Origin of the sequence: Pseudodesulfovibrio cashew (genome assembly GCF_009762795.1) — a bacterium.
Taxonomy (GTDB): Bacteria; Desulfobacterota; Desulfovibrionia; order Desulfovibrionales; family Desulfovibrionaceae; genus Pseudodesulfovibrio; species Pseudodesulfovibrio cashew.
In genome coordinates this window covers 1,326,210-1,339,832 of the sequence record NZ_CP046400.1, presented here as the reverse complement: position 1 = coordinate 1,339,832, position 13,623 = coordinate 1,326,210, and the positions used below count along the sequence as shown (strand labels likewise).

The following is a 13,623-nucleotide window of genomic DNA, read 5'->3' as shown; positions in this document are numbered from 1 at the left end:
ATTACACCTGATTCTCCCTTTTTTTAGCCCTGACGGCAGCCCAAACAGGGGCGAGGGAGGGGAACGAATTCTTCAATTGCCTCAAGAAACATGCTGTTGCACGGCGGCAACAAAAAAAGGTAACGTGGCAAAGCACCAACCCAATCATGAGGAATCCATGAGCGTCACCAATCTCCAATACCTGTTCAAGCCACGATCCGTCGCAGTCATCGGCGCCACCAACGACCCGCGCAACGCAGGCAACATTGTCATGCGAAACATCATGGCGGGCGGCTTCATGGGCCCGGTCATGCCCGTGTCCAGCGAGGCCGAGGCCATCGCCGGGGTTCTGACCCATCCGTCGGTCAAGCACCTGCCCAAGACACCGGACCTGGCCATCGTCTGCTCCCCGCTGGATGAAGTGCCCGAGATCATTCACTCTCTTAAGGAGCGAGGCACCCGTGGCGCGGTGCTCATGGGTGCGGGATTCGCCGCCATGAACCGGGAGGAACGACAGGACATCAAGGAAACCATCCTGTCCATCGCCAATCCGCCCGATATCAGGATCATCGGCCCAAAGTCACTGGGATTCATGGTTCCCTCACTGAACCTGAACGCCTCTCTGGCGCACTCGGACGTGGCTCCCGGCAAGGTGGCCTTCATCTCCCAGTCCGACTCCCTGTTTGCCACGGTCCTTGACTGGGCGCGCGCCAAAGGCATCGGTTTTTCGCACATGATCGCACTGGGCAGCCGCATCGATGTCTCCTTTTCCGACATCCTGGACTACCTCGGCTCCGACCCTCTGACCCGGTCCATCATGCTCTATGTCGAGTCCATCAAGGACGCCCGCGAGTTCATGTCCGCGGCTCGGGCAGCATCGCGCAACAAGCCCGTGCTGGTCATCCGGCCCGGACAGGCCCTGGACACGGTGCTCGGCGACCTCAAGCTCCGGGAAACCGGAGACCACCGGCTGGTGGACGCGGTCTACGACGTGGCCTTCCGCCGGGCGGGCATGCTCCGCGTGGAAAACATTGATGGCCTGTTTGACGCGGCCCAGACCCTGGGTACGCCCAAGCACGTGTTCGGCAAGAAGCTGGCCATCCTGACCAACGGGACCAGCGCGGGCATCCTGGCTGCCGACCGACTCCTCGCCGGCGGCGGCGAGCTGGCCAAACTGGACGAAACGACCATCAATGCCATCAGCGAAGTGCTCGGCGAGGACAACTGGTCGCGCTCCAACCCCGTGGATATTCCGTTCAATGCAGACGGCAAGGACTACGCCCAGGTGCTCAAGCTGCTGCTCAAGGACAAGAACTCCAACGGCATTCTGGTCATGCACGTGCCCTGGACCGCCCAGCCGGACGTGGAAGTGGCGGAAGCGCTTCGCGATGCGCTCAAGCGAGTCAAGCGCATGGTCCTGACTGCCTGGCTCGGCTCGGGCACGGCCGAGGAGGCACGCGAGACATTCCGCCGAGCGGACATCCCCACCTACGACTCCCCCACCCAGGCGGTCCGCGCGTTCCTGTACATGGCCGAATACCTGCGCAACCAGGAGCTGCTGATCGAGACTCCGGACTCGCTGCCGTCGGATTTCTTCCCGGACACCAATACGGCGCGGGAGATCGTCAGCAAAGCGCTCGAACAGGGACGGGAATCCCTGACCGAACCCGAGGCCAAAGATATCCTGGCCTCCTACGGCGTGCCCGTGGTGGAGACACGCATCGCGGTCTCGGCCAAGGAAGCGGTCATCGCGGCAGACAAGCTCGGCTACCCCGTGGCCATCAAGCTACGCAGTCCCCAGGTCCCCCAACCCTATGACGTGGGCGGCGTGCTCCTCGACCTAGAAACACCCGAACGCGTCTGGGAAGGCGCGGCTTCCATCCTTGCCCGCTGCACGCGAGAGAGGCCGGATGCCTACATCGAGGGCTTCACGGTCCAGAAGATGGGGCGCAGGCCGGGTGCGCACGAGTTGTTCATCTCCGCCAACGTGGACCCGGTCTTCGGCCCGGTCCTGGCCTTCGGCCACGGCGGCATGGCCCGCGAAATGATTCAGGACAAGGCCCTGACCCTGCCCCCGCTGTCCATGTCCCTGGCCAAGGAACTGGTCGGGCGTACGCGCATCGCCACGCTGCTGAAGGGCACGCCCTCGCAGCCCCCGGTGGACATCGACGACATCTGCCTGACCCTCATCCAGATTTCCCAGCTCTTCATCGACGTGCCCCAGATCACGTCCATCGACATCAACCCGTTCTACGCGGACAGCGAAGGTGTGCTCGCCCTGGGCGGCAAGATCGCCATCGCCCCGTTCGAGGGGCACGGGGAGAAACGGCTGGCCATCCGGCCCTACCCCCGCGAACTGGAGGAGTGCGTGATCCTCAAGAACGGCCGCAAGGTGACCATACGGCCCATCCGGCCCGAGGACGAAGACACCCACCGCGCCTTCCTGGCTCAGCTCTCGGACGAAGACCTCCGGCTGCGCTTCTTCGGCGTGGTCCAGCGCGACTTCGACCACAAGGACATAGCCCGCTTCACCCAGATCGACTATGACCGGGAGATGGCCTTTATCGCCACGTCCATGAACGAAAACGGCGAACCCGAAACTCTGGGCGTCATGCGCACCAACACCCGGCCCGACAACTCCGAGGCGGAATTCGCCATTGTGGTCCGCTCCGACCAGAAAGGTGCGGGGCTGGGCTCCGTACTCTTCCACAAGGGTATCCGCTACACCCAGGATCGCGGCACCAAACAGCTCACCGGGCAAACCATGGTAGAAAACAAAGCCATGCAGGGACTGTCCAAGAAGTTCGGCTTCAAGATCATGCCCGATCCGCATGACGAGGACCTGGTCGACATGGTTCTGGACATGGAGAAGGCGGACGGTTGAGCATGACGGAACCGGTTTCGGTCTACCACCATACGGGTCTGGAATCTTCCGGTGGAGCCACGCGCGTGGCCAGACTGCTCATGGAAGCCCAGGCCGAGGCGGGCATTGAGGCCAACCTCAGCTTCGAGTTGGGGGAGGGCCCTGATTCCGCCGCGATCCTGCCCGGCGATTTCGGAAGATACCTGCCCAGGGGGGCCGTGGCCCATGTCCACTGCACCGGAGACTGGCCCGCGCTGCTGGAGGCCATTCCGCCCGGCCGCCGGACCGTCATAACCCTGCACGACTGCGAGTTGTTCACCGGCGGCTGCCCCTACCCGCTGGATTGTCCGGAGTTGAACGCGGGGTGCGTCCCGGCCTGCCCGCGCAAGTTTCCGGGGGCCGCGGACCTGCGAAAGGAAAAGCTTCGCCAGATTCATCGCCTCGAACCGGCGCTTGCCGCTCCATCCCGATGGCTGGCCCGGCTGGCCAAAACCCACCTTTTCCGGCCCGTGACCGTTATCCCCAACGGCATCCCCTGGCCTGAGCGGCCGACAAGCAAACGAGAGGCCCGGAGCCGACTCGGAATCAATCCGGCAGCGCGAGTGGTCCTGTTCACAGCTCACGGCGCCACTGACGCAGCATACAAGTCAGGCAACCGCTGGAAATCCATCTGGAGTGCGCTCAAGGCCAACGTGCCCGAGGCCCTTTGCTTCACTGTGGGAGGTGATACCGCCGGCCGCGACGGCGATCTGGTGGTCTGGCCCTATGTGAGGCGCGAACAACTGGCCCTGATCATGGCCGCCTCGGACCTGCTCCTCTACCCGACCAAGGCGGACAACCACTCGCTCGTCCTGCTGGAGGCCATGGCCCAGGCCCTGCCAGCCGTGGCCTACGGCGTGGGCGGCGTGCCCGAGCAGATCACGGACCAAGCGACCGGCATCCTTGTGGAGCCAGGGAACGAACACGCCTTTATCCAGGCCGCCACAACCCTGCTGACCAGTGGCTCCGCCTGCCGCGAACTGGGCCAGGCCGCATTTGCCGCCGGGAAGAAACGCTTCACCGCCGAACGGATGGCGGCGGATTACCTGAAGCTCTACCGGAAACAGGCCGACTAAGCCCCACCCCCTACTCTGCCCCATACATATGAAGGACAGGCGTGCCCCGGCACTCCACAGTCTGCCGGAATGGACTTTATCAACTCTCCGGGCCGCCCGAGGCGGTGAGCAGCGCAGTGCGAATGACCTCGATGCGGCCTTCGTCCAGCACCTTCTGGCCGTCCTCGTCCCGCACGTGGAAGATGTCGGCTGCCCGGCCCTTGATGGTCGTTATCTTGGCAAGATGAATTGAGAGATGGTGCTCGGCCAGAACCCGCGCCATATCGAACAGGAAGCCGGTGCGGTCCGTGGCCGCCACCTCTATGATCGTATAGAAATCGCTCAGATCGTTGTTCACGGTGACCAACGGCCTGAGTCGGGGTTTGGACCGATCCCGGGTCAGGGGCGACCTCCGCCTCTCCTCCAGCCGGGCCGCAAGGTCGAGCTTGCCCAGCAGGGCGTAGCTGATGGAACGGGAAATACGGGCCCAGACTTCTTCCAGATAGAGATTCTCCGGCGGGTCGCTGACCGTAAACACGTCCACGGCGGTGCCGTCCTTCCAAATGAAAAGATCGGCGGCCAGAATGGACATGCCGTGCAGGGCGATGGCCCCGGCCAGGGTGGAGAAGAGGCCGGTGCGGTCCAGGGCCGTGATGGTCAGCCGGTAGGTGCCCTTGGCCCGGCCCGGCTCCGCCTCGACCAGGTTCACACCCTTGCCCGCGATGCGGGAGGGCTTGCGGATTCGGTCCTCGGCAAGAGCCTTCCAGAACCGCTCCACCTGGGCGATCTGCCGGGCCAGCACTGGTGCGTCAAAGGCGAGAAAGGCGCGCGGAGGCATGGCGTCCATGGCCGCCTTGATGAACTCCGGGTCCTTGTCCCGGCTGGCGGACAGGACCTCTTCCCTGACACCGGCCAGCCGTTTGGCCGCGTCCGGCCCGGAGAGCGGGCCGTGGTCCAGCAGGTGCTTCACCTTGAAATACAGCTCGGAAAGGAGCGAGCGGGTCCAGTTGTTCCACGCCCGGGGCCCTGTGGCCGTGGAGTCAGCCACGGAGAGCAGGTAGAGCATCTCCAGCCGCTCCGGGGTCCCGATGGTGGCGGCCACGTCCAGGACCACTCGCTCGTCGGAGAGGTCGTGGCGGGTGGCGGCCTTGGGGATGAGCAGGTGGTGCTGCACCAGAAAGGCCACGTCCTCGATGGTCTCCCCGTCCCTTCCATAGCGAGCCAGGACATCGCGGGCCATGCGTGCCCCGGCCTTGGAATGGCTCGGCTGTCCCTTGCCGAGGTCATGAAAGAAACCGGCCAGGATGAGCCGCTTGGGATCGCTTATCCGGGCGAAAATCTCGCCTGCCCAAGCCGGTTCACCGTCCCGAAAGGCGGCGAGCCTGGCAATGACGGCCATGGTGTGCCGCCCCACGGGGTGAACGTGGTAGTCATTGAACTGGATGAGGTGCTCCACGTCGCCAAACTCGGGGAAGATGGCCGGGAGCAACCGTGTCTCCAGCAAGCCGTCGCAGGCGGCCTCGGCCCTGGGCGACAGGAATATCTCCACCAGGATGGATAGGGTCTGCCGCTTGTCGATCAGCCGGGCCGCAATCCTGCCGGGGTCGCGCCGGATGAGCCTGCGCGCCCCCCAGGTCAGGGGCAGACCCGTGCGCGAGGACTCCAGGAAGGCGTCGAGCACATTCTCGGGCGTGGCTGCGGCCTGGGACTTGAAATAGATGCCCTGCGGTCCGGCTCCGAGGTTGCGTACCGAGAGGACCGGGACCCTTTCCAACGGACGCGGGAATCCCTCCTGATACAGGGCCTGGCGCATGGCCTTGATACGGGTCATGGCCTGATGCAGCCGGGAAAGAAAGAACTCCACGGCGCGGCCCATGGACTCGGGGCTGCCGTCCTGCGGAGCGAAGCCCAGCAACCGGGCGGTGGGCGGCTGGAGGTCGAAAAAGAGCGTATCGTTCTTGCGCCCGGCGGCCAGGTGCAGAGCGGTGCGGGCGCGGTTGACAAAAGCCTGGTCCTCGCGCAGCCGGGCGAGCTCCTCGGGCAGGAAGAGGGGTTTCCCGCCCATTGCCTCCAGCACCCGGGAGAGCCAGAGGACCTGCTGCCCGTCGCGCAGGCCGCCCAGACCGTTCTTCAGTTCGGGCTCCAACCGTCCCGTGGCGTCGCCGTACTGGGCGGCCCGCGTCCGATTGTGCTCACGCAGGCTTTCGGCGAACACCTTGCCCTTGCGCCTGAGCACCTTGGCGTCGAAGGCGGCGCGGAAGGCCTGGAAGACATCGGCGTCACCAGCCAGGGGCCGGGCGTCCAGGAGCGAGGCCAGGACCTGAAAGTCCTTCTTGGCCAGGGCCAGGCAGTCGGCGACGGTGCGTACGCCGTGGCCGAGATCGAAATTGAGGTCCCACAAGGGGAACAGGAGCTTCTTGACGAAGGCAGCGGCACCCGAGGGGATTCTCCGCTTGAACAGGAGCAGCACGTCCACGTCGGAGCCGGGACAGAGGCGACCGCGTCCGTAACCGCCCACGGCCACGAGGGTGAAGGCGAAGCGCTGGCCGCCCGCCTCCAGGATGCGGTCTTCGAAATACTGGTCGACCAGATGGGAATACTCCCAGGCAAAGCCACCCACCGAGCCATTTTTCGCCCGCGCCCAGAGGTCGCTCCTGGCCTGCTTGAGGCGCTTGGCGGATTCGGGGAGATGGGCGTCTGGCTGCATGCGGATAGCCTAGCGGTTGAGGAGTGCGGCGGCAAGCCGGGATGGGGTTGAACCGCCGGGGCGCTGGTCGGTACGCCCCGGCGGTTCAGCCGAGCCTCCGAAGAGGCCGGCGAGGTGAAGGGAAGCCTATCGGGACTCTCGGACCGAGGGCTTCGGCAAATCCCGCCCGGAACGCTGCCGGGCGGGACTGGGGGCCTGATTAGATGGCTTCATCGCCGGTTTCGCCGGTGCGGATGCGGACCACCTCGTCCACCGGGGAAACAAAGATCTTGCCGTCGCCCACCTGCCCGGTCCGGGCGGCGTCCCTGGCGGCCTCGACCACCTGGGCGGCGAAGTCGTCCTCGACGACCACATCGATCTTGATCTTGGGCACGAAGTCCACCTGGTATTCGGCGCCGCGGTACACTTCCTTGTGCCCGCCCTGGCGGCCGAATCCCTTGACTTCGTTGACGGTCATGCCCTTGACGCCGATCCCGGCGAGGGCCGTCTTGACCTCGTCGAGCTTGAACGTCCTGGTGATGATTTCGATTTTCTTCATATTTCTCTCTCCTTGCAGAGCAATGGGTTCAACTCGGGTTCTCCCGGTATCGGAAACGGACGCCCGGCTCGGGTCCGTCTACCACTGATACCCCGTTTCGGAGTGTTCCGCGATATCCATACCCTTGTCCTGCTCTTCGTCGTTGGCCTTCATGCCGACAGTGGCGTCCACCACCTTGAAGATAACAAAGGTCATGACGAAGCAGAAGGCCCAGGTGGCGACGACCGAGACGAACTGGACCCAAAGCTGATGGGCGTTGCCGTTGATCAGGCCATCCGCACCCACGGTGGCGAACACGCCGGTGGCCAGCGCCCCGAAGGTGCCGCCAACGCCGTGGATGCCGACAACGTCAAGGGCGTCGTCGTAGCCAAACTTGTTCTTGAGCATGATGCCGCCGTAGCAGATGACGCCCGCGCACAGGCCGATGACGATGGCCCACATGGGGGTAACGAAACCGGCGGCAGGGGTGATGGCGACCAGTCCGGCCACTGCGCCCGAGGCCGCGCCAAGGGTAGTGGCCTTGCCGCCGTGGAACCATTCCGCAACGATCCAGGACAGGGCTGCGGCGGCGGTGGCCATGTGGGTGGTCACGAAGGCGTTGGCAGCCACTCCATCAGCGGCCAGGGCGCTTCCGGCGTTGAAACCGAACCAGCCGAACCAGAGGATGCCCGCCCCCAGAATGGTCATGGGCAGGTTATGCGGGATGAAGGCGGTGGAGCCGTGCCCCTTGCGCTTGCCCATGAGGATGGCGCAGCACAGGGCCGCAGCGCCGGAGCTCATGTGGACGACCGCACCGCCCGCAAAGTCCAGCGCGCCCATCTCGCCCATCCAGCCGCCGCCCCAGACCCAATGGCACATGGGGGCGTAGACCAGGATCAGCCACAGGGTCGAAAAGACCATGAACCCGCCGAACTTCATGCGCTCGGCGAACGCACCCGAAATGAGGGCGGGCGTGATCACGGCGAACATGCACTGGAAGATCATGAAGGTCAGGTGGGGCAGGTTGTCGGCCGGGGATCCGGCGTTGTCCATGCCGACGCCTTGCAGAAAAGCAAAGTCCAACCCGCCGATGAGGCCGCCGATGTCGGAGCCAAAGGACAGGGTGTAGCCGATCACGGCCCACAGGACCGAGACCAGGCCCAGCATCATGAAGGAATGCATGATGGTGGACAGGACGTTTTTGGAGCGGACCAATCCGCCGTAGAACAGGGCCAGGCCCGGGGTCATGAACATGACCAGGGCCGCGCAGATCAAAATGAATGCGTTGTCAGTGGGATTCATACTTTCATACCTCCGGCGGCCCTATATGCAAAAGAGAGGCCAGCCGACAACCCCCGTGGTTTAGCCATTTCTACAATTTTGAATTAAAATCGATTTACAATTCTGCAAAAATTTGATTTTTTTTTCCAATTTTGTAAAAGGCAAAAATTACATATCTGCATTCGTCAGGTGCCCCCATCCTTCAGCGTGGCGCTGCCGATTGACCCGCCGAGTGGGGACGCGTATCGTCCCCGGGACATATCCGCCGTCAAACCCGTAAGGAGCGTGCATGACGAGGCTGAAGAGCGCCATCATCGTATTTGTGGTCCTGGCCGGGGCCATCCTGATTGCCGTCAACTTCGACTACACGGACACGTATGTGGCCAAGCGTTTCAACAAGGCGCTCAAGTCGGGCCAATATGATCACCAGCAACCTTTTTCCCTGGACGCCTTCCTGGAATACTACGACTGGGATGCGGTCTGTGTTGTCCGGCCCGGTGCCGGGGGAGACTTCAAAACCCGGGGCAAACTCCCTTACCGATTCAAGTGGGACGACGGAAAACACTGGGCTCTGGTCTTCACCAAATCCTATTATGTAGTGGCCGAGATTCCCTTTGACCGAAACGACATGGAGCCGCCGGACGACCAACATACTGGTTGCTACGAGCGGTGGCAGGCCATCGTTCGCATCCTGGACAAGGGCGGGGTCCCCCAGCTTCATTTTGTGGAATAGCCGAAGAGATGTCTTTTTTGACGACACGCCCAAGTGCGTGAAAAGAAAGTTTCCGGAGACTTATCGATGTCCATAACCATTTATATATTTTCGGACTTTGTGTGACCATTTTGCTATGTCGGCACGGGAATTGTCGACGCGCTGAAAATGGAATTCGCCATCGACGATATCTGGCTGCCCCACGAAATCCACCCGGAAACACCCAAGGAAGGGAGGCCCATGACCGATCTTTTCCCCCGGTTCGACATCGACCAGGTGACCATGACCTGTCGCCAGCGGGGAGAGCCCTACGGCCTCGAGTTTGCGGACATGCACACCCTGAGCAACACCCACCTCGCCCTGGAGGCCGCCGAGTTCGCCCGCGACGAGGGGCGTTACCACGACTTTCACCGGGCGGTCTTCCGGGCCTACTTTACCGAAGGCCGGAACATAGGAGATATGACCGTGCTGCTCGACGTGGCCCGGCAGTGCTCCCTGGATGCGGACAGGCTGCACCGAGCCCTGGCCGAGGCTCGCTTCGCCAAGCGCGTGACAGAGGGCAGCGAAGAGGCCAAGGCGCGCGGTGTCACCGCCATCCCAGCCTTCTTCTTCGAGGGTGGCCCGACCATCACCGGGGCGGTTTCCGAAGACCGTTTCCGCGAGGTGTTAAGGTCGCTTTCGGACCTGTGACGCAGGAACAGACTGCGAGACTGCAAGCCATTGACCACAAATAACCGCAACAAACTGCAATACAATGCCTACACAGAAGCAACACTCTGAAATATTGATTTTCTTTACTGGCGGAACCATCGGCATGTCGCCGTCGGAAGGAGTCCACGGCGTAGCGCCTGGAGGCAACTTCGAGAAGCTCCTCAACCAGCTGGCCCCCCAGGACGAGAACGTCCGTCTGAAGCCCGTCCTGTGGTCGGACAAGCCGAGCCCGCACATGACCCCGGAGGACATGTTCCGGCTGGCCCGCGAGGTCGAGGAAGGACTGGCCGCCCCCTCGGTACTGGGCGCGGTCATACTCCACGGAACCGACGTGCTGGCCGAGACCGCCTACCTCTGCGACCTGGTCATCGACTCGGACAAGCCCGTGATCCTGACCGGGTCCATGCGCTACTACTCCGAGTCCGGCTACGACGGCATCCGTAACCTGATCAACGCCGTGCGGGCCATCCTGCTGCCCATTCCGCCGGGCACGGGCGCGTGCCTGCTGATGACCGACCGCATCTTCGCGGCGCGGGAGGCGGTCAAGGTCAACTCCCTGAACGTGGACGCCTTCGAATCCCGCGAAGCAGGCATCGTCGGCTACGTGGCGGGAGAGTCCGTGATCCTGGCCGGCTGCCCCCTGCACCACGCCCCCAGGCGTAAGATTTCCCCTGCGGCCATCGAGCCCAAGGTCGCCCTGCTCACCGCATATACGGGAATGGATCGATCGCTTATCGATCATGCAAAAAGCGTGGGAAACAAGGGTATTGTCATTGAGGGCTTCGGTGCTGGCAACGTGCCGCCCGGTGCGGTACCAGCCCTGGAGGCATGCCTTGCGGACAATATTCCGGTGGTCCTGGCAACCCGCTGCATCGAGGGCGGAGTCTGGCCCATCTACGGCTACCCCGGCGGCGGAGCCGACCTCCAGGACAAGGGCATCATCCTCTGCGGACGGCTCGGCGGCCCCAAGGCGCGCATCCGGCTTATGTGCGCGCTGGGTCTGACCAGCAGTATGGAAGAGATCCGAGATATGTTCGAAGACGTCTAGTGACTTTTCTTTATAAAGGAACACTCCCCTAACCCTCGGCAATTCGCCGGGGGTTTTTCTTTGGCCGAGCTTTGGTTGAGTGAGCCTCTGGCGGCCCCTCGCCGGGGAGGCGTCTCCGACGGCTCGGGAACCCTTTGGGAAGGGTTCCCAAGACCCTCCTAAACTTTTTGTCGCTCGCTTCGCTCAAAGTCCTTTATCGCTCGAGTTGGGTAATGTTTGCAGAATACGGCGGAGGGCGTTTCTTCGGACAGTCTTTCCTTTCGGGTTTCATTGTCTCTTTTCATCGTAAAACAGGCCTTCTCGAAAACCTGTCAACACCTTTTCTTATCCCTTTTTCGCCCGTTCTCATGCCATTCTCACCCGTTTTCATCCTGGCCGAAAAGTCGGGGGTAGGGTTTCGCATCCGGCCCGATGGCCTGCGCCAAGGCCCGCCGGAGCGGGACGGAGCGGTTCCGTCCCACTTTGGAGGACACCCGAGGCATGCGCCGTTTCACGGACACCCGGATCGTCAAGAAACCCCAACCCAACAAGGAGAAAAACGGCAATGTCCACAACCATCGCCAATTCGTTCGTCACCGAATACGCGGACATGGTGCACCAGTCCTACCAGCAGCGCGGTTCCAAAATCAGGAACACCGTGCGCCTGCAGACCAAGGTCGAGGGCTCCAAATGCGTCTTCCAGAAAGTCGGCAAGGGCACCGCGGGCAAGAAGACCCGCCACGGCAACGTGCCGCTCATGAACCTCAACCACACCTCGGTATCCTGCACCCTGTCCGACTGGTACGCCGCCGAGTACGTCGACAAGCTCGACGAACTCAAGGACAAGCAGGACGAGCAGAAGGTGGCCGCCGACGCCGGGGCCTGGGCCCTGGGCCGCAAGATCGACGAGCTGGTCATCTCCAAGATGATCGGCGCCACCAACGTGGTGGCCGAGGCCACCTCCGGCCTGACCAAGGACAAGATCCTCCAGGCTTTCGGAACCCTTAACGCCAACGATGTGGCCGACGACGGCCACCGCTTCGCCCTGGTGGGCCCCCACCAGTGGAACGAACTGCTCAACATCCAGGAGTTCAAGTCAAGCGACTTCTCCGGCGAGCAGTACCCCTGGCTCAAGGGCACCGAATCCCGCACCTGGCTCGGCATCACCTGGATGTTCCACACCGGGCTGCCCCTGGATACCGGCACCCGCTCCTGCTTCATCTACCACCGCAACGCCCTGGGACTGGCCGAAGGCCAGGACGTCAAGGCCTACGTGGACTGGGTGCCGGAAAAGGCCGCCCACCTGGTGGACCACATGCTCAGCGCGGGCGCGTGCCTCATCGACCCGGACGGCGTCATCGAAATCCAGTGCGACGACGACGCGGTCATCCTCTAACCCCAACCGGAGAGGGGAATGCCCCTCTCCGCCCCTTAAGGAAGAACAATCATGGCTTATATCAGTGAAGACATGCGGCTGATGGGCGGCGTTCCCGGCCAGCAGCTGTTCATCTACCGCACCGAGGACCTGACGGCCGACATCACGGCCTCCGGCTACTTCGACGAGGCGGTGGAAGACTACAATCTGGACACCGGCGACATCGTCATCGCCTGCACCGGGGCAACCAAGGCCGACGCTGTCGATCTTTTGGTAGCCACCAACACCGCAGGCACCGTCACGGTGGTCAACGGAAGCTAGAACACCTTCATACTGTAAAAACAGAACAACCCTCCCGGTTCGGACACGGGGGACCGCTCATGAGCGGTCCCCCTTTTCTTGTTCGGGAGAGTCATTGGGGGAGGCCCTGAGCTCCTCCAGCCACGTCACGAAACAGTGGCAAGCAGGGGAAGACCCGACAGCCCTCTGTGTTCAGGCTCGTCGGTGAAAGGAATCAGAACTCCAGCACGAGCCCGGTCCCGGCCTCGCGCAAGGGGCAGCGCCGGGCCAAGGCGAGCTTGGCCGCCAGATCCGTGCAGTGGCAGGCGTACAGGCTCTCCAGCTCCAATTCGGCAAGGTAATCGGTGGTCGAGTCCAGGCGCTCGGGCTTGGCCTTCTGGAGATGGAAGCCGCCGAGCACGACGCGGACGTTGTCCACACCGGTTATCCGCTTTGCCTGCTCCACGGTGTTGCAGATGCCTGCGTGGGCGCAGCCGGCGATGACCACAAGGCCGTCGTCGGCAACATAGGCCAGGGAAGTGTCGTCGGGGATATGGTCGTCCACCGGCCCTTCCGGCTCCAGCCGCTTGCCCAGGGGCTTGGCCCGCTCGAAATCGAAGACCCGCTCGATGCCGCCCAGAGCCACCAGCCGATCATTGAGCCAGACCGGTCCGGCCTCGCTCATGACCTCGAACTGACGGCGCAGCTTCTCCTCGCCGAGCAGGATGCCGGTCTCCAGCCCCTTCTTGTTGACCCGGGAAAGAAAAGCCTGCGGATGGGCCAGGAGCTTGGGCCGGGAAACATCCCGCTTCAGGGAGGCGGCCTCGAAATAGTGGCGGATGAGCGCCTCCAGGCCCCAGGTGTGGTCATAATGACCGTGGGACAGGACCAGCCAGTCCAGATGCAACAGGTCCGCATTCAGACTGAGGGCGTTGCGCAGGAAGGCATCGGAATAGCCGGTATCCAGGAGTATGCGGCTTTCCCTGTCCTCGATGAGGATGGACAGGCCGGATTCGGAGAGAAGGTAGTTGCCGACCAGGGAGTTGTTCTCGACCAGGAACGTCAGTTTCATGGGGAC

At 63.0% G+C, this 13,623-nt stretch carries 10 protein-coding genes and 1 pseudogene; 7 read left to right on the top strand and 4 right to left on the bottom strand.

Annotated elements, in window-relative coordinates; translation table 11 throughout:
- Positions 1-157 precede the first annotated feature (157 nt).
- Both GM415_RS05940 and GM415_RS05935 read left to right on the top strand, forming a co-directional pair.
- A complete protein-coding gene (locus GM415_RS05940) occupies positions 158-2,863 on the top strand; it encodes a bifunctional acetate--CoA ligase family protein/GNAT family N-acetyltransferase (RefSeq protein ID WP_158946901.1) in 2,706 nt (901 codons plus the stop codon).
- Between the two features lie 2 nt (positions 2,864-2,865).
- Entirely contained in the window at positions 2,866-3,957 is a 1,092-nt protein-coding gene (locus GM415_RS05935; protein WP_158946900.1) for a glycosyltransferase, read from the top strand.
- Between the two features lie 79 nt (positions 3,958-4,036).
- Here GM415_RS05935 and glnD read toward each other — a convergent pair whose 3' ends face one another.
- The 3 genes from glnD to GM415_RS05920 all read right to left on the bottom strand — a co-directional run bounded on the left by glnD (position 4,037) and on the right by GM415_RS05920 (position 8,462).
- Positions 4,037-6,643 (bottom strand): [protein-PII] uridylyltransferase, encoded by a 2,607-nt coding sequence (gene glnD, locus GM415_RS05930; RefSeq protein ID WP_158946899.1) that lies wholly within the window; start codon positions 6,641-6,643, stop codon positions 4,037-4,039.
- Between the two features lie 199 nt (positions 6,644-6,842).
- Positions 6,843-7,181 carry a P-II family nitrogen regulator gene (locus tag GM415_RS05925; RefSeq protein WP_158946898.1) on the bottom strand — a complete coding sequence of 113 codons (339 nt, stop codon included), beginning with the start codon at positions 7,179-7,181 and terminating at the stop codon, positions 6,843-6,845.
- Between the two features lie 78 nt (positions 7,182-7,259).
- Complete coding sequence (locus GM415_RS05920) at positions 7,260-8,462, bottom strand: ammonium transporter (protein WP_158946897.1); 1,203 nt, start codon at positions 8,460-8,462, stop codon at positions 7,260-7,262.
- Positions 8,463-8,730: 268 nt separating this feature from the next.
- On the opposite strand from GM415_RS05920, the gene GM415_RS05915 reads away from it, so the two are divergent.
- The 5 genes and pseudogenes from GM415_RS05915 (at position 8,731) to GM415_RS05895 (ending at position 12,587) form a co-directional block, all read left to right on the top strand.
- Positions 8,731-9,174: a hypothetical protein gene (locus GM415_RS05915; RefSeq protein WP_158946896.1), complete on the top strand. Its 444-nt coding sequence runs from the start codon at positions 8,731-8,733 to the stop codon at positions 9,172-9,174.
- A gap of 117 nt (positions 9,175-9,291) precedes the next feature.
- Positions 9,292-9,843, top strand: a pseudogene (locus GM415_RS05910) (DsbA family oxidoreductase); the annotation flags it as partial.
- A 64-nt stretch (positions 9,844-9,907) separates the two neighbouring features.
- Complete coding sequence (locus GM415_RS05905) at positions 9,908-10,912, top strand: asparaginase (RefSeq protein WP_158946894.1); 1,005 nt, start codon at positions 9,908-9,910, stop codon at positions 10,910-10,912.
- Positions 10,913-11,456: 544 nt separating this feature from the next.
- On the top strand, positions 11,457-12,287 hold the full coding sequence (locus GM415_RS05900) for a phage capsid protein (RefSeq protein ID WP_158946893.1): 831 nt from the start codon (positions 11,457-11,459) through the stop codon (positions 12,285-12,287).
- Between the two features lie 51 nt (positions 12,288-12,338).
- Complete coding sequence (locus GM415_RS05895; RefSeq protein ID WP_158946892.1) at positions 12,339-12,587, top strand: hypothetical protein; 249 nt, start codon at positions 12,339-12,341, stop codon at positions 12,585-12,587.
- A 193-nt stretch (positions 12,588-12,780) separates the two neighbouring features.
- Here GM415_RS05895 and GM415_RS05890 read toward each other — a convergent pair whose 3' ends face one another.
- Positions 12,781-13,617: an MBL fold metallo-hydrolase gene (locus GM415_RS05890; RefSeq protein ID WP_158946891.1), complete on the bottom strand. Its 837-nt coding sequence runs from the start codon at positions 13,615-13,617 to the stop codon at positions 12,781-12,783.
- Positions 13,618-13,623: the final 6 nt, after the last annotated feature.